This is a genomic window from Streptomyces sp. 351MFTsu5.1 (genome assembly GCF_000383655.1).
Taxonomy (GTDB): domain Bacteria; phylum Actinomycetota; class Actinomycetes; order Streptomycetales; family Streptomycetaceae; genus Streptomyces; species Streptomyces griseorubiginosus.
This window is the reverse complement of sequence record NZ_KB911794.1, coordinates 115,207-135,665: the sequence shown is the minus strand read 5'-3', so window position 1 is coordinate 135,665 and position 20,459 is coordinate 115,207. Positions and strand designations below refer to the sequence as shown.

The 20,459-nt window shown below is 68.6% G+C and carries 14 protein-coding genes and 1 riboswitch; of the genes, 7 read left to right on the top strand and 7 right to left on the bottom strand.

The window, feature by feature from the left end; genetic code table 11:
- Positions 1-27 precede the first annotated feature (27 nt).
- The 5 genes from H295_RS0134450 to H295_RS0134430 all read right to left on the bottom strand — a co-directional run bounded on the left by H295_RS0134450 (position 28) and on the right by H295_RS0134430 (position 5,697).
- Positions 28-1,779, bottom strand: a complete 1,752-nt coding sequence (locus H295_RS0134450; protein ID WP_043218480.1) for an ABC transporter substrate-binding protein — start codon at positions 1,777-1,779, stop codon at positions 28-30.
- Between the two features lie 59 nt (positions 1,780-1,838).
- The gene (locus tag H295_RS0134445) at positions 1,839-2,837 is read right to left on the bottom strand and encodes an ABC transporter permease (protein WP_020139911.1); all 999 of its coding nucleotides are present in this window, start codon (positions 2,835-2,837) and stop codon (positions 1,839-1,841) included.
- Between the two features lie 335 nt (positions 2,838-3,172).
- The gene (locus H295_RS0134440) at positions 3,173-3,973 is read right to left on the bottom strand and encodes an enhanced serine sensitivity protein SseB C-terminal domain-containing protein (RefSeq protein WP_020139910.1); all 801 of its coding nucleotides are present in this window, start codon (positions 3,971-3,973) and stop codon (positions 3,173-3,175) included.
- Positions 3,974-4,128: 155 nt separating this feature from the next.
- Entirely contained in the window at positions 4,129-4,923 is a 795-nt protein-coding gene (locus H295_RS0134435) for an enhanced serine sensitivity protein SseB (RefSeq protein ID WP_020139909.1), read from the bottom strand.
- A gap of 105 nt (positions 4,924-5,028) precedes the next feature.
- Positions 5,029-5,697, bottom strand: coding sequence for an AAA family ATPase (locus H295_RS0134430; RefSeq protein WP_020139908.1), 669 nt, complete (start codon positions 5,695-5,697; stop codon positions 5,029-5,031).
- A gap of 186 nt (positions 5,698-5,883) precedes the next feature.
- A riboswitch (glycine riboswitch) is annotated at positions 5,884-5,980 on the top strand.
- A 146-nt stretch (positions 5,981-6,126) separates the two neighbouring features.
- Between H295_RS0134430 and gcvT the strand changes: the two genes are divergently transcribed.
- From gcvT to H295_RS0134395, 7 genes are all read left to right on the top strand, one after another.
- A complete protein-coding gene (gene gcvT / locus H295_RS0134425; protein WP_020139907.1) occupies positions 6,127-7,245 on the top strand; it encodes a glycine cleavage system aminomethyltransferase GcvT in 1,119 nt (372 codons plus the stop codon).
- A 98-nt stretch (positions 7,246-7,343) separates the two neighbouring features.
- Entirely contained in the window at positions 7,344-7,721 is a 378-nt protein-coding gene (gene gcvH / locus H295_RS0134420; RefSeq protein ID WP_007384830.1) for a glycine cleavage system protein GcvH, read from the top strand.
- A 14-nt stretch (positions 7,722-7,735) separates the two neighbouring features.
- Positions 7,736-9,010, top strand: a complete 1,275-nt coding sequence (glyA, locus tag H295_RS0134415) for a serine hydroxymethyltransferase (protein WP_020139906.1) — start codon at positions 7,736-7,738, stop codon at positions 9,008-9,010.
- Positions 9,011-9,066: 56 nt separating this feature from the next.
- Positions 9,067-10,434 (top strand): L-serine ammonia-lyase, encoded by a 1,368-nt coding sequence (locus H295_RS0134410; RefSeq protein WP_020139905.1) that lies wholly within the window; start codon positions 9,067-9,069, stop codon positions 10,432-10,434.
- Between the two features lie 357 nt (positions 10,435-10,791).
- On the top strand, positions 10,792-11,394 hold the full coding sequence (locus H295_RS44060; protein ID WP_199788652.1) for a hypothetical protein: 603 nt from the start codon (positions 10,792-10,794) through the stop codon (positions 11,392-11,394).
- Positions 11,395-11,453: 59 nt separating this feature from the next.
- Positions 11,454-12,047, top strand: coding sequence for a Pr6Pr family membrane protein (locus H295_RS0134400; RefSeq protein ID WP_020139903.1), 594 nt, complete (start codon positions 11,454-11,456; stop codon positions 12,045-12,047).
- Positions 12,048-12,284: 237 nt separating this feature from the next.
- A complete protein-coding gene (locus tag H295_RS0134395) occupies positions 12,285-13,790 on the top strand; it encodes an FAD-dependent monooxygenase (protein WP_020139902.1) in 1,506 nt (501 codons plus the stop codon).
- Between the two features lie 36 nt (positions 13,791-13,826).
- On the opposite strand, the gene H295_RS0134390 is transcribed toward H295_RS0134395, so the two are convergent.
- Both H295_RS0134390 and H295_RS44055 read right to left on the bottom strand, forming a co-directional pair.
- Positions 13,827-14,162 carry a hypothetical protein gene (locus H295_RS0134390; RefSeq protein ID WP_158691099.1) on the bottom strand — a complete coding sequence of 112 codons (336 nt, stop codon included), beginning with the start codon at positions 14,160-14,162 and terminating at the stop codon, positions 13,827-13,829.
- Between the two features lie 7 nt (positions 14,163-14,169).
- Positions 14,170-20,433 (bottom strand): DNRLRE domain-containing protein, encoded by a 6,264-nt coding sequence (locus tag H295_RS44055; protein ID WP_106961014.1) that lies wholly within the window; start codon positions 20,431-20,433, stop codon positions 14,170-14,172.
- Between the last annotated feature and the right edge of the window lie 26 nt (positions 20,434-20,459).

Below are 20,459 nucleotides of genomic sequence, written 5' to 3'. Positions count from 1 at the left end.
ACCAATGCCTTCACCTGCCTTCCGGGGCTACTTCTTGGTCGTGCCGATGTTGAGGTAGTCGTACTGACCGCTGAAGGCCGCCGTGGACACCAGGTTGGTGAAGCCGGCCGGACGGTACAGCAGGACCTTGAAGTAGGTCAGCGGGACCAGCGCCGCCAGGTCCATCGCACGCTTGTCGATCTGGGCGTACAGGCCGTTGCGCGTGGTGTCGTCCTCGGTGGCGATGGCCTTCTCCAGCATCTCGTTGATCTGCTTGTCGTTCAGATACGAGAGGTTGGTGTTGCCGGAGGTGCCGATGGCGCCGCCGTTGAGGATCTGCTGGAGGAAGCCGTAACCGGAGTTCCAGTCGGCACCCCACTGCATCATGTGCAGGCCGATGTTCTGCTTCTTGTCGAAGGTCGGCACACCGGCGTAGTCGGTGAAGTACTTGCCCGACGGGTACTGCTTCAGGCTGGCGTTGATGCCGACCTTCTTCAGCGAGGCGATGATCGCGGTGGCCGCGTCGATCTCCTGCGGACGGTCGCTGCGCGCCGAGAGGTTGGTGCTGATGGTCGACTTGCCGCAGGCCTTCAGCTGCTCCTTGGCCTTGGCCACGTCGCCCTTGTTGCCGTCGGTCGCGTAGACGTCGGCCTTCTGGTAGCCGATGACGTCCGGCGGCAGGACGGTGGTGGCGATGTCACCGCGGATCGGGCCGCCCTCGGCGGTCTGCACGGAGACCTTGTCGATGGCGTACTCGACGGCCTTGCGGCACTCGACCTTGTCGAACGGCGCGACCTGGGTGTTGATCGCCATGTAGACCAGACGGCCACCGTAGGTGTTGTCCGTGTTGGCCTTCAGCTTGGAGTCGTTGACGACCTTCGCCTGGGTCGCGGCCTGGACACCGGTACCACCGAGGTCGATGGCGTCGCCGGCCTGGACGTCCTGGTCGATCGTCTCGGCGTTGACCTTCAGCTTGACGACGATCTTTTCCGGGTACTGCTTGCGCAGCGGGTCGGTCTTCGGGTCCCAGTTCTCGTTGCGGACGAGGACGGCCTCCTGGCCCTCCTTGTAGCTCTGGAACTTGTACGAGCCCGAGGACACGATGTTCTTGACGTAGTCGACGCCGGTGTCCTTGGCCTGCGGCACCGGGGCCGTCTGCGGGGTCGCGACCAGGTAGTCGAACTCCTGGAAGGGACGGTCGAGCTTGAAGACGATCGTGGTGTCGTCCGGCGTCTCGATGGACTTCAGGCCCTCGGCGCTCTTGTCCTTGTAGGGGCCCTTGTACGCCTTGCCGCCGACCAGGAACTGCTGGAAGTAGTTCGGACCGAGGGAGAGCACGTCACGCGCGAAGTTGGAGCGCTCGACGGCGTACTTGACGTCCTTCGAGGTGATCGGGGTGCCGTCCTGGAACTTCAGACCCGAACGGATCTTGTACGTCCAGGTCTTGCCGCCGTCGCTGGGCTGACCGGCGCTCGCGGCGAGGTCCGGGACCAGCTTGTTGCCCTCCTCGCCCGGACCGGGCTGGAAGGTCATCAGCGGGCGGGCGTAGAGCCGGCTGAGGTTGTACATGTAGGCGTAGTACGTGTTGCCGGGGTCGAAGGAGTCCGGGACGTCGGAGTACTCGTACGTGACCGTCCCACCCTTCTGGGTGGAGGCGTTGACGACACCCTTGGTCGCTGCGTTGGCCCCTGCCGACTTGCTTCCGTCTCCACCGTCGTTGTCATCGGCCTTGCTGCAAGCCGAGAGCAACAGGCTCGCACTGCCGATGGCCGCCACTGCGGCCAGCGCTGACCTTCGCATGATGGTCTGCTTCCCCTTCAATTGTCGGAAATCTTGTGGACTCTCACCGCCGCCGTTGGTCAGCGGCTGCGCGGGTCGAGAGCGTCGCGGAGACCGTCGCCGAGCAGGTTGAACGCGAGGACGGTCACGAAGATGGCCAGACCAGGCACGATCATGAACTGGGGGTCGACCTGGTAGTAGTCGACCGCCTGGTTGATCATGCCGCCCCAGGACGCCTGCGGAGGCTGGATGCCGACGCCGAGGAAACTGAGGGACGCCTCGAAGAGGATGTTGGTCGGGATGAGCAGCGTCGAGTAGACGATGATCGGGCCGACGAGGTTCGGCAGCAGTTCCCGGAAGAGGATGTAGGGCCCCTTGGCCCCCATCCCCCGGGACGCGTCGACGAACTCCCGCTCGCGCAGGGCCAGGGTCTGGCCGCGCACGATACGGCCCAGGTAGGGCCAGTTGAAGAAGCCGATGATGAAGATCAGCACGCTGATGTGCAGCGGCAGACCCTCAAGCCCGAAGGCACCGCCCTGCAGGGTGGCCGAGATGGCGATGGCGAACAGCAGCAGCGGGAACGCCAGGAAGGTGTCCATCAGCCGGCTGATGATCGTGTCGACCCGGCCGCCGTAGTACCCGGCGACCACGCCGAGGACCGCGCCGATGGTGTTCGACAGGATGGTGGCGCCGAAGGCCACGACCAGCGAGACCCAGGAGCCCTCGAGGATGCGGGTGGCGATGTCGCGGCCGAACTTCGGCTCCACGCCGAGCGGGTGGTCCCAGCTCATGCCGCCCCAGGCGCCCTTGGGCAGCGAGGTGTTGGGGTCGATGAGGTCCTGGTGCAGGGCGTTCGGGTCCAGGTCGAAGAGGGCCTGGATCGGACGGGCCAGCACCGCGATCAGGATCAGCAGGATGACGATCACGCCACCGGCGACCGCCACCTTGTCCCTCTTGAAACGGGACCAGGCGATCTGCCCCAGGGAACGGCCCTCGATCTGCCCCTTGCCGGCGCCGGCGAGGACAGCCTCAGGCTGCGCCTCGGCCTGCGCCCCGGTGGTCTCGATCGGTGCGGTCACAGTGACCCGACCCCTCTCGCCGGTGGTGACCGGCCTACACCCGCCGTGGATTACGGCTTTGTCGACTTGCTCAGCTCACAGGAACGTCTGTTCCTGCGTCTGCCTGGGGAGTCTTCAGCTTCGCTGCGATCACCCGCCAGGTCTGGCGAAGAAAGTATGCGTAACCGTGATGCAGTACGAGGGATTCCGTTATCCGAACAGCGGGTAACGCCTCCCGGACGCATGCCAGTTGGGACAGAACGGCACAATAGGTGACATCGGCGACGATTCGCCGCCATCTACGCGCGAAGAAATGTGGCTGTTACGTAAACGAGCCGAACGGGTTGCCGTAGCTCTCAGTAAGCACCGCGGGCCGGGGGATAGCCGTACCCGGCCGCCGGGGCCTGCGCGGGCGCACCGTGGGCCTCACGGTCGTAGAAGGGCCGGGCCCCCGCGCGCATCCACAGCGCCACCGGGTCGTACTCGTCGGACATCGCCACGGTCGACACCGGCAGCCCCTCCGGGACCACGCCGATGGACTGCTGCATCATCGCGCGCACCGAGTCCACGGCCGACGGGCTGGTGTCGTACACATCCAGGCCGATGGCGAGATACGGCGCCCCGAGCGCGGGCTGCACCCAGGCGCGGCGCAGCGAGCGGACCGCCGGGGTGCGGTGGGCGTTCTGCACGAGCAGGGCGTAGAACTGCGGGACCTCGATGCCGGGTTCCGAGAGCCGGAGCGGACCGGCGGGCTGGCGCTCCAGGCCGGTGGCGATGCGGCGCAGGTCGAGCCAGGGGATGCCGACGCCACCGCCCGGGGCGTGCGGGTTGAGCCAGAGGCCGTAGTGGTCGGGGTAGAGGGTGCGGGCCACGTCGACGCCGTCGACGACCTCGTAGGAACGGTTCCAGCCGCTCGCGGAGAGTTCCTGGGCCGAGGTCACGCAGGGGGCGTAGCCGTGGCCGTCGACCTCCATGTTTCCGTACTGGGCGTCCGGGGAGCCGGACTGGCCGTGCCACAGCAGCATCCAGACCTGACCGACGGTGGGGGTCGCGAGGGCGCGCAGCAGTGCCTCGTAGGCGTCGTAGCGCCCGGGGGTCACCTGGCGCAGCATGTGCTCGACCGTGCCGGTCGCGGTGCCCGTGCCGCTGGCGCTCACCTGGACCGCCCCTTCCCTGATTGTTGCCCCGGATATGGACACAGCTTAAGCGCCCAGGAGCTCGGTTCCTGGCGTCGGATCGCGACTGCGGGTCGTGGGGGTCGATCGCGCCCACGCGGCGGAGCCGCATATCGATACAGCCCCGCGCCCCTGCATTACGTCCCCTGGGTGTAAAAGGGCCGGACCTGGGCTCGCATCCAGTGGCCGACCGGGTCGTCCGCGACGTCCAACAGGACCAGGTTGACCGGCCACTTCACCGGGGTCGTGCCGAGAGCGCGGCCCAGGGCGTCCATCGGGAGGGTGCGCAAGTCGCCCTCCCACTGGGAGAGTTCGACGCCGACGAACATCACCGGGTCGGCCGTCTCGATGGCGGCCAGGCAGCGGCGGGCGGTGAGGACCACGCCGGTCGCCGCGAACTCGGCCGAGGCGGCGGCCAGGAAGTCGACCGGGTCGTCCTGCCAGTCGGGCTCGTAGAGCTTGACGCGGCCGCCGGTGTTGGGGCCGTCCAGCGGGGTGCGGCCCACGCGGCAGAGGTCGGCGACCGCGGCGGGCGGCAGCGGGACACCGACCACGCCGTCGGGGTTCACGGCGATGCCCACGTGCGGGGGCAGGCCGCGGGCGAACTCCACCGCCGGGGCGATCGTGTACGACAGGTGCGAACCGACGACCTGGCGGAACTGCTCCTCGGAGCTGAAGACCGGGACGTACGCCTGGCCGTCGATCTCCAGGGTGGGCAGGTCGAGGGGACCGCTGTGCGGGCCGCCGCCGTTGGGCAGCGGGACCCAGACGAAGCTGCGGCCGAGGACCTCGATGATCCGTCCGCCGGCCGAGGGAATGCCGAGGGAGGCCGAGAGCACCTCCTCCAGCTCGTTGCCGGGCCACCCGCCGTGCGGGTGGGGGTGTGCCGACTGTGCCGGGAAGTCCGCGGGAAGATCCGCCGGGAAGTCCATCTGTTCTGACCGCCTGCTGTGAACCGCTGATGTGGCTGAAAGGCTAGCGGGTGCACCGGCTGTGTGGCTCGGCCGTGCAGCCGATCCACCGCGGAGTGCGCCGGCTCAGCCCGTGAAACCGATCCGGCGCAGTACGTCCGCCGCGTCGCGGTCGAGGAGGATCGCCGAGCCGCAGCCCGGGGGCAGGTCGCCGCGTTCCACGGAGCGGATCAGACGGGCCGCCGCGCCCCGGTGCCGCAGGAAGGCGTACCGGGAGACACCCCGGCCGCGCTCGCGCTGGCCCTCGAGCGCGGTGTCCGTCGTGACGTCGAGGAGCAGCAGGTGCAGGGTGCCGCCGCGACGGCGGGCCTCGCGGGCCAGCCAGCCGCGCACCCAGGTCTGGGTCCCGCAGTCGTGCACCACCACTCCGGCGCCGGAGCGCAGTGCGCGGCGCAGTCCGGCGTAGTGCGCGAGCCGGACCAGGGGGCGGTAGACGGCGTACGGCAGGAAGCGGGACAGCCGGCGGTCCCAGCGGTCGCGGGTGTCCTGGGAGTCGACGCGGGTGCCGGGGACCGCCCGCTTCATGAGGGTGGACTTGCCGCTGCCGGGCAGCCCGGTGACGACGACGAGGTCCCGGGGACCGAAGAGCAGGGCGTGCGGGCTGTGACCCGCGCGCTCGCGCAGGTCACGGACGACGGGGTGGGCGCCGCGGGCCTCGACGGCCGGCGCCGCGGGCTGCTTGGGCAGCGCGATGCCCGAGGTCGTCGCGTACGCGGTGGTCCTGTTCACCGTCATCGTCCTCCTCCGGGTTCAGGGGGTTCTACCCCTCCCCACCGAGCGTAAAGAGAAGGTAATGGACGATCTCTCGCGTTTCTGTACGCGTACCGCCACAGACCGGTTACAGAAGGAGGCGTCGGATCCGGCCCTGACGTCGGCCTCGAAGCGTGCAATGATGGCGGCGCCAACTGCATACCGGCCGTTTGAATCCGCGCGGGAGAGTTCCGGGTACGTGTACCCGGGCGCCGAAGGAGCAAGTCCCTCCCTTGAATCTCTCAGGCCCCGTTACCGCGCGGGCGAGGCACATCTGAAAAGCGGGCCGCCGACGCCGGTGGCCCCACCCACGGTGCAAGCCATGTCCTTCATGGCGAACCTCTCAGGTTCCGATGACAGATGGGGAGGAAAGACCTCGCCTGTCATGCCTTGGATTCTGGAGACGACCGTCCGATGACCAGTTCTGCACCCCGGCACACCGCGCTCGACGCCCTGCACCGCTCCCTCGGTGCCACGATGACCGACTTCGCCGGCTGGGACATGCCCCTGCGCTACGGCTCCGAGCGCGACGAGCACAACGCGGTGCGCACCAGGGCCGGACTGTTCGACCTCTCCCACATGGGCGAGATCACCGTGACCGGACCGCAGGCCGCCGAGCTGCTGAACTTCGCCCTCGTCGGCAACATCGCCTCGGTCGGCGTCGGCCGGGCCCGCTACACCATGATCTGCCGGGAGGACGGCGGCATCCTCGACGACCTGATCGTCTACCGCCTCGGCGAGAGCGAGTACATGGTCGTCGCCAACGCCTCCAACGCGCAGGTCGTCCTCGACGCCCTGACCGAGCGGGCGGCCGGCTTCGACGCCGAGGTGCGGGACGACCGGGACGCGTACGCCCTGATCGCCGTCCAGGGACCGGAGTCCCCCGGGATCCTCGCCTCGCTGACCGACGCCGACCTCGACGGCCTGAAGTACTACGCCGGACTGCCGGGCACGGTCGCCGGGGTGCCCGCGCTGATCGCGCGCACCGGGTACACCGGGGAGGACGGCTTCGAGCTGTTCGTGAAGCCGGAGCACGCGGTGGAGCTGTGGCAGGCGCTCACCAAGGCGGGCGAGGGCGTAGGCCTGGTCCCGTGCGGACTGTCCTGCCGGGACACGCTGCGTCTGGAGGCGGGCATGCCGCTGTACGGCCACGAGCTGTCGACCTCCCTCACCCCCTTCGACGCCGGCCTCGGACGGGTCGTGAAGTTCGAGAAGGACGGCGACTTCGTGGGCCGCGCGGCCCTGCGCGAGGCCGCGGAGAACGCCGCCCACAAGCCGCCGCGCGTCCTCGTCGGGCTCGTCGCCGAGGGGCGTCGCGTCCCGCGTGCCGGGTACGCGGTCGTCGCGGACGGCCAGGTGATCGGCGAGGTCACCTCCGGCGCCCCCTCCCCCACGCTGGGCAGGCCGATCGCCATGGCTTACGTCGACGCCGCCCACGCGGCGCCGGGCACGGCGGGTGTCGGCGTGGACATCCGGGGCAGCCACGAGCCGTACGAGGTCGTGGCGCTGCCGTTCTACAAGCGCCAGAAGTAACCGCCGTAGGTGATGCTGAGCACGGAGTCACGGTTCACGCACGCCTTCCGCAGTCCCCCCTTCGTCAGCACTCCCCCGCGTACAGGAGAATTCAGGCCATGAGCAACCCCCAGCAGCTGCGTTACAGCAAGGAGCACGAGTGGCTGTCGGGCGCCGAGGACGGCGTCTCGACGGTCGGCATCACGGAGCACGCGGCCAACGCGCTCGGCGATGTCGTCTTCGTCCAGCTCCCCGAGGTCGGTGACACGGTGACCGCGGGCGAGACCTGCGGCGAGCTGGAGTCGACCAAGTCGGTCTCCGACCTGTACTCCCCCGTCTCCGGTGAGGTCACCGAGGTCAACGAGGACGTCGTCAGCGACCCGGCGCTGGTGAACTCCGCCCCCTTCGAGGGCGGCTGGCTGTTCAAGGTACGCGTCGCGGAGGAGCCGGCCGACCTGCTCTCCGCCGACGAGTACACCGCCTTTTCCGCCGGCTGAGGAGTCCGCACCTGATGTCCGCACTGAACACGCCCCTGCACGAGCTCGACCCGGAGATCGCCGCCGCGGTCGACGCCGAGCTGGTCAGGCAGCAGTCCACGCTCGAGATGATCGCCTCGGAGAACTTCGCCCCGCTCGCGGTCATGGAGGCGCAGGGCTCGGTCCTCACCAACAAGTACGCCGAGGGCTACCCGGGCCGCCGCTACTACGGCGGCTGCGAGCACGTCGACGTGGCCGAGCAGATCGCGATCGACCGGCTCAAGGAGCTGTTCGGCGCCGAGTACGCCAACGTGCAGCCCCACTCCGGTGCCTCCGCCAACCAGGCCGCCCTGTTCGCGCTGGCCCAGCCCGGCGACACCATCCTCGGTCTCGACCTCGCGCACGGCGGTCACCTGACCCACGGGATGCGGCTGAACTTCTCCGGCAAGCAGTTCGACGTGGTCGCGTACCACGTGGACCCCGCCACCGGCCTGGTCGACATGGCCGAGCTGGAGAAGCTCGCGCGCGAACACCGGCCCAAGGTGATCATCGCCGGATGGTCGGCCTACCCGCGGCAGCTGGACTTCGCGGAGTTCCGGCGGATCGCCGACGAGGTCGGGGCGTACCTGTGGGTCGACATGGCCCACTTCGCCGGTCTGGTCGCGGCCGGGCTGCACCCGAACCCCGTCGAGCACGCGGACGTGGTCACCTCCACCACCCACAAGACGCTGGGCGGCCCGCGCGGCGGGATCATCCTCGCCAAGAAGGAGTTCGCGAAGAAGCTGAACTCCTCCGTCTTCCCGGGCTTCCAGGGCGGCCCCCTGGAGCACGTGATCGCGGCGAAGGCGGTGTCCTTCAAGGTGGCGGCGGGCGAGGAGTTCAAGGAGCGCCAGCGGCGTACGGTGGACGGTGCGCGCATCCTCGCCGAGCGTCTGACGGCCGACGACGCCCGGGAGGCCGGGGTCAACGTGCTCTCCGGCGGCACCGACGTGCACCTCATCCTCGTCGACCTGCGCGAGTCCGAGCTGGACGGCAAGCAGGCCGAGGACCGTCTCCACGAGGTCGGCATCACGGTCAACCGCAACGCCGTCCCGAACGACCCGCGTCCGCCGATGGTCACGTCGGGCCTCAGGATCGGCACGCCCGCCCTGGCCACCCGCGGCTTCACGACCGAGGACTTCGCCGAGGTCGCGGACGTGATCGCCTCCGCGCTGAAGCCGTCGTACGACGTGGAGTCGCTGAAGGCCCGCGTCAAGGCGCTGGCGGACAAGCACCCGCTGTACCCCGGCCTCAACGGCCTGAGCAAGTAGTTCCACGGTGGGGGCACCCGACGACGTGTGCCCCCACCCTTTTTGAAGGAGTTCCCGTGGCCATCTCGGTCTTCGACCTGTTCTCGATCGGCATAGGCCCGTCGAGCTCCCACACGGTCGGCCCGATGCGCGCGGCCCGCATGTTCGCCCGCCGTCTGCGCAACGAGGACCTGCTGCCGGCCGTCGCCTCGGTCCGCTGCGAGCTCTACGGCTCCCTGGGCGCGACCGGCCACGGCCACGGCACCCCGAAGGCGGTGCTGCTCGGCCTGGAGGGGGCGTCTCCCCGGACGGTGGACGTGGCGGGCGCGGACGACAGGGTCGCGGAGATCCGGTCCGCGGGGCGGCTGAAGCTGCTCGGCGAGCACGAGATCCCCTTCTCCTTCGACGACGACCTGGTGCTGCACCGCCGCAAGGCGCTCCCGTACCACGCCAACGGCATGACGGTGTGGGCGTACGACACCTCGGGCGCCGAGCTCCTGTCGAAGACGTACTACTCGGTCGGCGGCGGTTTCGTCGTGGACGAGGACGCAGTCGGCGAGGACCGGATCAAGCTCGACGACACGGTGCTGAAGTACCCGTTCCGCACGGGTGACGAGCTGCTGCGCCTGACCAAGGAGACCGGCCTGTCGATCTCCGCCCTGATGCTGGAGAACGAGCGGGCCTGGCGCACGGAGGACGAGATCCGGGCCGGACTCCTGGAGATCTGGCGCGTGATGCAGGCCTGTGTGTCCCGGGGCATGTCCCAGGAGGGCATCCTGCCGGGCGGGCTGCGGGTGCGCCGGCGCGCGGCCGTGACGGCCCGTCAACTCCGGGCGGAGGGTGACGCGTTGGCCCACTCCATGGAGTGGATCACGCTGTACGCGATGGCGGTCAACGAGGAGAACGCGGCCGGCGGCCGGGTGGTGACCGCCCCGACCAACGGCGCGGCCGGCATCATCCCCGCGGTCCTGCACTACTACATGAACTTCGTGCCCGGCGCGGACGAGGACGGCGTGGTCCGCTTCCTCCTCGCCGCGGGTGCGATCGGCATGCTCTTCAAGGAGAACGCGTCCATCTCCGGCGCGGAGGTCGGCTGTCAGGGCGAGGTCGGCTCGGCCTGCTCGATGGCGGCGGGCGCGCTGGCCGAGGTCCTGGGCGGTTCCCCGGAACAGGTCGAGAACGCGGCCGAGATCGGCATGGAGCACAACCTGGGCCTGACCTGCGACCCGGTCGGCGGCCTGGTCCAGATCCCCTGCATCGAACGCAACGGCATGGCCGCGGTGAAGGCGGTCACCGCGGCGAAGATGGCCCTGCGCGGCGACGGCTCCCACAAGGTGTCCCTCGACAAGGTCATCAAGACGATGAAGGACACCGGGGCGGACATGAGCGTGAAGTACAAGGAGACGGCGCGCGGGGGGCTCGCGGTGAACATCATCGAGTGCTGAGGGGATGGGCCCTGACCAGCGCGTTCGCTTCTTTCAGCGCTGTCAGGGCCTTCCCTGCTTACGCGGCGGAAAGTCCCCGAGAAGTCCCTGGGACAGGCTTGAAAGTCCCCGAAAAGTCCCCAGGAAATCTCACGGGATGGAGGCCTGACCTGGGGGTTCGTGACTTCCTCGATCGCCGTTCGGATCCGCCCTGAGCGCCGACCGCCGTCAGAATGTATAAATCGATCCCCTCAAGCCTCCAGAGCCAAGGGAGACATAGACGAACTGTCCCGGGGGTCTACCGACGGGCAGACGCACCGGAGACCGCGCACGCAGATCTGCTGGCTGTGTGCGCACGGGCTCCTCGCGCTGTCGTGTGTGACGAGTCCGCCCTGGCCCTGCGCCGGGTCCTCCGGTGCGACGGGCGTGATGGGCTACTCCCTCGGGGCCTCCTTCGCAACTGCCATGGCCGCCGTCTCCGGTACGGCCGAGACGGGCCCGCCGATGCAGACCGTCGTGCTGGTCGAACCGGTCGCGGTCCAGAGGTGGAGCGCCGCCGGCCTCCTGTCAGCCGTGCGTCGCGAGAACCGCCTGGTCGGGGCCTACCTGGAAGAGACGGCTACGGTGGCCGGCGCCGTACCGCCCCTGGAAGCCTGCCCGGATGCGGCGCCGAACACCCGGCGCCGCGTCGACCTGCTGCTTCTCGCGAACGCGCTACGCGCCAGCTGTCTTTCCGACGACCTCCGGGCCGCCACGCGACGCCCGGCCCCAAGGGCGAGCCGCCTGGTCGTGGTCCGTGCAGAGCAGAGCTCTCTGTCACCGCGACTGGCGGTGCGCGACCTGGTGAAGTCCGCCGAGGGACAAGGGATCGAGGCGCGTCTCCCGCACGTCCCCGGCCCGCACGCCTTCTGGCAGTCACTCCCGGCCGTCGGCTCCACCATGACGGCCCTGGCACACACATCGGGGACGTTGCCCTCGTGACCTCTTCACCGACCAGACCGAGCCGGACCCTCGCACGGCTCCGAGGAAGCGGCGCTACCGTGCTCACGCTTGGCGTGATCTGCCAGTTCATCCAGCGAACGGATCCGACCCCCTCACTGCTGTACTTCACGGTCGACTCGGCGATGCTGGCCGCGACCCTGCTGACCTGGCAACTTGTGCGCGGGACCTCCAACAGCGCCTGGGGCGACCGGGTCCGTGGTGCCGCCGTGGTCGGGGTGGTGCTCTCCTCGCTGATCTACATGACGGTGATCGCACCGAGCAGTCCGTCAGGCACCTGGTTCGGCGCTCATGACGACGCGTGGGCACGCTCGGCGACGCTCCTCCTTCACGGAGGAGCACCGATCCTGGTGGTCGCGGAGTTCCTCCTCGCCCCCTACGCTCTCCCTGCCACCTGGCGCGAGGCCACTCTGCTCGCCTGGTGGCCCGCTGCCTACCTGACCGTCGTGGGCACTCTTGCCTGGTCCGGCGCCGCGGCGATGCCCTTCCTCTTCCTGCGCCCCCCGCAGTTCAGCGCAGCCGCCGTCGCGGCGGCTGTAGCTGTGCTGTATGCCATCGTCGTCGCGCTCGGCGTCGCCCTGACAGCGATTCATCACGCAGTCCGTCGGCATCACCACACCAGGGGGATCCGGTAAACGGTGCCACCACCGCACGCCTGCCCTCCGCCTTCGGTGGGTCCCGAGCATGGCCAAGGCGTGCCGGACCTGCCGGAGTGGCCCCGGCGAGGGACTTTGTCGTGCACCGTCCGCCAGGGCCGGGGCTTCGAGGGGCGCACATGGGAGGCAGTGAACGACGAAACTCTCACTCGCATTAGGCTCGACACTCCGGCCACTTCAGATCTCAGTCGCGGAGGATGCCAGGTGGAAGGTCCGATGGTGGTCGTGGTCGGCGCGGGGCCGACCGGGCTGGCCCTGGCATGCGGCCTGGCCCTGGCCGGGGTATCGGTCAGGATTGTCGACAAGGCGGAGCGGCCCTCGACAGCGTCACGTGCTCTAGGGATCCAGCCGCGGGGCTCCGAAGTCCTCGACCGGCTCGGAGCTCTGGAGGGACTGCCTGAGCGATCGGTGCGAGTCGCGGAGTTCGTCACACACGTCAACGGAAAGTGTCTGATGCGTCTGAAGGTCGGCGCGCATGCGGCGCTCGTGGATCGCCCTGTGCTCGTCAATTCGCAGGCAGAGGTAGAAGCGCAGTTGCTGCGGCGGCTCCGCGATGTTGGTGTCGAGGTGGAGTGGGGCCGGGAGTTCATCGACGCCGATCAGGATGCGGAGAGCGTGACGGTTCAGCTCGACGACGGAGCGGTGCGCGCGAGGTGGCTGGTGGGCTGCGACGGGGCACACAGCCGCGTGCGCGGATCGGCGGGCATCGACTTTCCCGGAGCGCCCGTGGTGGACGGTTTTTTCCTCGCGGATGTGCGTGCGTCGCTGCCGTTTCCCAGGGACGTGGTGTCGGCGTGGCTGCACCGGAAGGGAATGCTCGGGGTATTTCCTCTGCCCGGGGACTGCGTCTGGCGACTGGTGGCGTCGGCTCCCGCAGATGGCGAGGACATAGGTTCCGATCGTGTGTCGCATGCGCTGAGACTGGCCGTTCAGGAGCACGCCGGGATCCGGCCGCCCGAGCGATGGACGGACTTGTGGACGTCGACCTTTCGTATTCAGCGCCGCCTGGCCACCCGGTACCGGTCCCGCCGGGTTCTGCTGGCGGGAGACGCCGCTCACGTACACAGCCCGTTCGGTGGACAGGGCATGAACACCGGGCTCGGTGATGCCGAGAACCTGGCCTGGAAGCTCGCTCTGGTCGCCTCCGGCAGAGCCCACAGCCGCCTGCTGGACACCTACGAAAGCGAACGGCGTCCGGTGGCCCGCGAGGTGGTGGCTTCGACGAGCGGCGTTACGCGTCTGGCCGTCGCGGACAACATGGTGGTGCGCGCCGTCCGTGACCATGCCCTGGTTCCGTTGCTCCGTCTCCCGACCGCGCAACGGCTGCTCTGGGAGAAGTCCTCGCAGCTCAGGATCAGCTACCGCAATGGGCCTCTGGGAGACCGGTGGTCGCGCCTTGGGATCGGTGTCGGACTGCGTGCGGGAGATCGCGTACCCGACCTGACCTGCCTCCGGGAGGACGGCAGCCGCACCCGCCTGCACGGGGAACTCGGTCACCGGTGGGCGATTGTCGCCCCCGCCGCGGTTGCGCCGACCTTTGCGGCCATCGCTCGCAGACACCTGGGCGCGGATACCGCAGTGGTCGCAGTCTCGGAGACCGGCGGCAGACGGACCGTCATGCTCGTTCGCCCTGACGCCCACCTCGGGTGGGCGGGCACAACGCCAGCCGCGCTGGACCACTGGCTGACACACGCTCTGGGTAGCGGTGGCGGCCTCCGCTGAGGGAAGACCGCCACCACCGTGCTTACCGCCTCCTGCTTACGCCATGGCGAGCAGAACGGCGAACAGGAACGACACCAGGCCTCCGAAGAAGAGGGCCGCTGCCGCGATCTGCACCATCCTGTGGACCTCCATTCGGGCGGTCAGCCCATATGTGAGGACCAGCGCCGAGGCGACGAGCGGCAGTGCCGCAAACGCCAGCATCGTGATGCCCAGTCCGACGGACCCGGTTCCGGTGCCGCCGGATTCCTCCACCCGCTGCATGCCGTTGAAGGTGAGCGGGAGCACGGCGACGACCCAGGGAACCGCCGCAAGCGTCACGATCACCAGAGAGGTGAGGACGGGCCTCGCCCGTTCATGAACCTGTGCGTTCATCGTGTGATCACCAGACCCCGTAGAGCGTCGTGTAGTAGGCGATCATGGAGGCGAACACCGCGAATCCGGTCCGCGCCGCGATCTTGTTCGCTGTCGAGCAGTACGTGTTGTTGTCGCATTTGGTTTTGTTGGGGCCCCATGCCTTGACCTTCATGGAGATCACTCCCCAGCTCTTGCTGAAGGTGAACCTCAGCCGCTTGCCGGGGCCTTCGAAGTGCCCCTTCAGGGAGAGGAACTGGAAGTAGGTCGAGGTCAGCTTCTCCACCTTGACGGGACCGAGCACGGGCTTGAGGTTGCATCGCTCGCCCCGGTTGAGGGTGGCACCGCACCCGCTGAGGGGGAACACCCAGAAATGATTGCGGATCCACTTGAACACCGTCTTGGCGGAGCTGAAGTACGCACCGATGTAGTAGGTGAACGAGTAGGAGTAGGCGCCGCTGAGGTCCGTGCAGGAGACGGGGTTTCCGCGGCAGTACTCGTAGCTGTTGTCGTTTCCTCCGTACACCGGGTCGCTCTGGAGGAAGCGGCCGCTTCTGGCGTCGTAGAGCCGGACGCCCATGAGCGTGATGCCGCTGAGCGTGCCGCTGTCCCGCTGGTAGGAGCCCAGCCACCCGTATGCGGTCGATGCCGTTGCGTCGAGTGCGTTGCCGTACTCGTCGTACTGCTGGACGGTCGGCGCCACCGAGGTGTCCAGGGGGAGCTGGACCGTGATGTCCCCGTGGGTGTTGGACAGTTGGAGCACCGTGTTACCCGAGGCCGTGGTGACCGCCGCGAGAGTGCCGGTCAGATCGGCCACGTTACGGCTGACGGCGCCTGACGAGGACTTGCTCCAGCTGGGGCTGTCGCAGTCGCAGCCGTAGTGGTTGGTGATGGTGCCCGTGGTGGTCCAGGACCCATCCGTCGCCTGGGTCTGGTCGGCGGACACGGCCAGTCGCGCGGCAGCGTCCAGGGTCCAGGTGTGGCGGCTGGTGCCGACGGTCTCGCTGTTCACGAGGTCGTTGGCGTAGTAGGTCAGCGTGCTGGTGCCGTTGGTGGTCGTTCGGCCGAACGCGTCGTAGGCCACGCCGGATGCGATGAGCCGGTCCGCGCTGTCGTAGTCGTACGACGTCGAGGCCGTGACGGCATCGGCAGTGCTGCTGTCGCAGTCGTCCGTGGTGGTTTTCAGCGCGGTGCGGTTGCTGCTCGCGTCAAGGGTGTAGGCGCGGGTGGTGCAGCCGGTGGCGGTGGTGTCGGTGGCCTGGGTGAGGCGTGCGGCACTGTCGTAGGTGTAGGTGGTGTCCGTGGTGGAGCCGTCGGTCTGGGTGTGTCCGACCTGTTCACCGCGTGCGTTGTGGCGGACGGTGTCCGAGACGATCGCCGTGCCGTTGGCATCGGCGTAGACCCGGCCCGTCTCGGTGCCGGTGGTGTCCGTGCCGATGGTCAGCGTGGTGCCGCCGGGCAGGGACTCGGAGACGAGGGTGCCGTCGGCGTCGTACGACGCGGTGAAGGTTCCCGCGACCGAGTCCGTGAGCGACTTGCGATTGCCGGCCGTGTCGTACGCGTAGGTCACGGTGGACGGAACCGAGTCCGTGACCTTCACGGGCCGGTCGAGGATGTCGTAGGAGGTGGTGGTGGCGTTGCCGGCACCGTCGCCGTACGACGTCGGGCGGCCGAGGGCGTCGTAGGTGTAGGCGATGGTCTGCCCGTTCGCGGTCCGCTGGGACAGTTGGCCGTTGGTCTCGTTGTAGGTGACCGTCGTGGCCGGGACGTCCTTTCCGGTGCCGCCGCTGATGGTCGTCTTGAACGGCCGTCCCGCGTTGTCCTTGGTGATGGTCGTGGTGCGGGTCACGCCATTGGCGGTCTCGGTCTTCGTGGCGAGTTGGAGCCACCGGTCGTAGGTGTAGACGGTGGTGACCGTCTTGGCGGGGTTGGTTCCGCCGTCGGTGATGTCGGCCGCCGGTGAGGTGCGGCAGGCCAGGCCCGCCCACTCGGGTCGGCTCCCGCAAGTGCCGGTGCCGTCGGCGGTGTAGTACTCGTACTTGATGGTCGCGGCGTCCGTTCCGCTGGATCCCGCGGTACGGGTGGTGGCTACCTTCCCGGCGGAGTCGTAAGTGGCGACCGTGCCGGTGGTGTCGTCGCCGCCGCTGGCCGTTGTCTGGCCCGTGGACCAGTCGTAGGCGGTGGTCACGGTGCGGACATCCGCGTCCGTACCGTACCCGTCGACAAAGGCGCCGGTCTTGGTGGTGGTCACCAGGTCCGACAACTCGGCGTCGGAGGGACGGTTCTCGTCGTAGGCGTATGAGGTGTGCGTGCGCGCGGTGACGACCGATCCCGCCGCGAGGGTGGACTCGGTGGTGGAACCCGCCAGTTGCGCGGTGAGGGTGACCTCGTGCAGTGGACCGTACTCGTCCAGCAGGCGCTCGCCGTCGGAGGAGTACTCCGAGAGCACGGCCAGCAGCGGGGCGCGGTCCGCGGTGGACAGGTCGGCCAGACCGAGCGCGGCCAGCGTATCGGCGGCGCCAGTAGCGGTACCCAATGCCAGTTCACGGTTGGCGGCGCTCAGTTCGGCAACCGTGTTGCCGAACTCGTCGTACTCGGTCGTAGTGATCGAGCCACCGGGCGTGGCCGTGTTGGTTTCCTGACCGTTGGCGTCGATGTAGGTGATGGTAGCGGTGGTGTATGCGTCGGCGGCGAGGGCGCTCCCGGTGTGGGAGGAAGGCGACGGGCCGGGCGGGAAGACCGCCGTGGCGTCGGTCGGTGCCTCGTCCTGGGCCCAGTCGGCGACGGTGTCCTGGTCCAGCTGGTACGGAGCCGTGGAGCCGGACAGCGGGACGTCGTAGACGACGCTGGTCACTGCCGTACCGGAGACGTCACTGTTCGACCCCTGGGCGAGCGCGGAGCGCGAGGCCTTCAGCAGCATGCCTGCACCGGAGGTCAGCGCGGAGCCGGCCGTGCCGTAGCTGAAGGTCCAGGGAAGCTGCCCCGGCTCGGTCAGGGTCGCGAGACGGCCGTCCGAGTCGTAGGTGTAGGTCGTCTTCAGCGCCGGGCTGATCTGCGGGTCCCACACACTGCGCAGGTTTCCGGAAGCGTCGTAGGCGTAGGACGTGACTGTTTCGGCCGTGGCAGCGGAGGCACCGGGGCTGGTTGCCCACAGCTTCACAGCCTTGACCTGATTCTTGTAGTCGCCCAGGGCACTGCTCGTGGCGGTGGTGCTGTCGGCGTAGACGAACTCCAGTACCCGGCAGCCCTTCGTTGAGGGGTCCGCCTGGCAACCGGCCGTGGTGACCGCCGGCGTCGGAGAGATGACGTACTTCGGACGTGCCAGCGTGTCGTCGCCGACCCCCACCGCCTCGGACGCGATGGTGACGGACGAGTCGCCCACCGCGGACGCCGTCGACGACAGGGTCCAGGTCGAGACCGCGGACGCGGCCTTGGCGAACACGGTGTTGTTGGCATCGGTGTCGGTGAGGGTGAACTTCGTCCCCGACAGCGTGCCCGTAAGGGTCAGGGACTCATAGCCCTGCTGGGCCTTCCAGCCGCCGCCGGTGGTGCTCGTGAACGCGATGGTGCTGCCGTCCGCGCTCAGCACCTCGACCGAGGTGCTGGAAGTAGCACGCACCTGCGTGTAAGCCGCTCCCTGGGAAGCAACGGACGAGACCCACCCCGGGCCGAAGATCTGTGCCTGGCCCTCGTCGTCCGTGTCGTTCGCCCGGGATGAGAAGACTCGGCTCACCGTCGTGTCGAACGCCGAGGCGTCGGTGGCTGCCAGGGTGTAGTCACCGGTCAGCTGGTTCACTGACCCTGGCCCCACGGGGGCGCTCGGCGCGGTGCCGGCGTCCCGGTCGAGGGTGACCTCGACAGTCTGGGAGTGGCCGGTGGTGGTGCCGTCGGTGAAGGCGGCACGGAGTTCGATTACACCGTCCTCGGACAGGGTTTTCACCGTGTTCCACACCAGCTTGGTCGCGGTGCCGGAGGTGACCGCGACCGGCCAGGCGGAGACGGCATTGCCGGAAGCGGTGACGTCGCCGACCGGCACGGTATGCCAGGAGTCCTCCTCCCCGCGGCGGTACTGCCAGGTGACCCCGGTGTAGGAGGTCAGGCCCTTGGCGGACAGGGTGAGGCGGCGGGCGGTGTAGTCGCCGTCCTGCGGGGACAGGATCGCCGCGCCGTCCGCGCCGACGCCGAAGCTGTAGGCGGTCGTGGCTGAAGAAAGGTTTCCTCCGGAGTCGACCGTACGTGCGTACAGCGTGTGCCAGCCGTTCGCGGGGTCGATGGAGACGGTGAGCGCATCACCGCCGTTGCCGTTGGTCGTGTCCAGCTTCTTGTTCGGCAGGCTGCTGTTGTCCAGGCCCCAGTGGTAGCCCGCGCCGTCGGAGGACGTGGTGTCCAGGGTGCAGGACACGGCAGCGTCGGCCTTGGCGGTCCAGTCGTTCTGCGTGTACGTGTCGCAGGTGATGGTCGGGGCAACGGGCTTGGCGACGTTCGGCACGAAGTAGAGGTACGACGACCAGGATCCGTAGTCCGTGCCGTCATAGCCCCGCACCCGCATCCGCAGATGCGCCGCGGCCAGCTGGTTCGCCGACGGGATGGTCAGCTTCGCCGTCCCGCCGGAGACCACCGAGGCCGAAGTGCCGGTGTAGGAGTAGGACGTTTCACCGGAGTACGCCGGGTCGTTGGTGATCTCGAACTGTGCCTTGACCGACGAACCGTCCACGTCCGTGACCTTCGCCGACACCGTCGGCGTGTACGTCGTCACATACCGCCTGTCGCTGTAGGCGTTGACCTGCGAGGGCGAGATGGCCGTCGCCGTCGGCACCGACGGGTAGGAGTTGTACGTCACCGTCAGGTGCGGCTCGGTCGAGCCGTCCCCGGAGACGTAGTTCGCCGAGCGGAAACGCCGCCAGGTCAGACTGTCGGTCTCGCTCGCGCCCGCGATCCGCAGCCCGTAGTTGGGCGAGCCGTCTGCCCAGGCCTGCACGATGGCGTCGATGTCGAAGTTCATCGTGCCGGCCGGGCAGTCGGTGCTGCTAAAGCCCAGCGCGGCCTTGTTGGTGACCGCGCCCGTCGTGGTGGTGGATGGCTGCGCCGACCAGGTGATGTCCGAAGACGACCAGGTCGATGTGATCCGGCGTATCTGTGTGCCGGCGCCCGAGGTGGAGCAGGTCGAGGAGTAGTACGAGTACAGGGCCAGGTTGGTGTCGGTGATGTGCTTGCCCTTGAACGCCGACACGTCGAACTTCAGGTACGAACGGGCCTTCGTGGTTCCAGCGTCGTAAGTCCCCGACTTCAGCTCGGTCGAGGAGACCTGCGAGTCGGTGTAGTTCGTCGCCACCCAGGTGTCCGTGGTCACGGCCAGAGTGGAAGTGGGGTCAACGGTGACCGGGTAGGTGAGGTCCTTCGCGAAGTAGTCCGCGTCTGGGGCAAGAACCAAGGTCTGGGAGCCGTCGTCCGCAGTCTCGACCTTGGTGGCGACGGGCGCCTGGTGTTTAGACTCGCCGGATGCGTCGTTCTTGGAGGAGTCCCACATCATCGGCGCGGGCGCTTCAGCGACCAGCTTGCCGCCGGAGTCCTTCAGCAGCAGATGACCAGAGTCGGCCACCGACAGCTCAAGTCCCTTGAGATTCAGAGGGATCCGGTACTCCGGCGCCTGGTCCGGCGCCTTGTCGAGTACGACGTTCTGACTGAAGCCCTGGGAGAGCGCGGTGACCGTGAGGCTCTGGCCGTCGCCCAGGTCGTAGGAGGCTGTGTCGTCCTTCACCTTCGGTGTCGGCAGCTTCGACTCCCAGCCCAGCCCGAAGGACTTGGACCCCTTGTCGACCGAGACCAGCGCGGTGTCCCCGCCGTCGGAGACGGCGATGTCGGCCGCCGCCACGCCGGGCTCCAGCGCCTCGCCGGTGTCCGACAGATCGGTGTCGATGTCGTGCCACTTGCCGTCCACCTGCTGCCGGATCGGCCCCGCATACGTAGACGTTTGCAACTCCCCGGATGGCAGGGCGTAGGTCGTCGAGGTCTCCGTCCGTTCGGAGGTCACCTCGATCTTCCGGTCCTGCATCCGGGCCATCAGCAACGCCGCAGCCACTGAATCCGCCGACGAGGCGGCCGACTTCGTCTCCGCGGAGGCCGCGGTGGCCTCCGCTCCACCCGAGTCCGCCGCGAACGCACCACCTGTCGCGACGGACACCGTCGCGGCCTGGGTCGCCATGACGGCAGCCACAGCCATGGCTATTCGGCGCAACGCCAGCGACGTTCTGCGCCGTTGACGGAGCACCCCGCCCCCCGCTCTTCGCTTCATCACTTCTCCCTTGCGGTAACACGCCT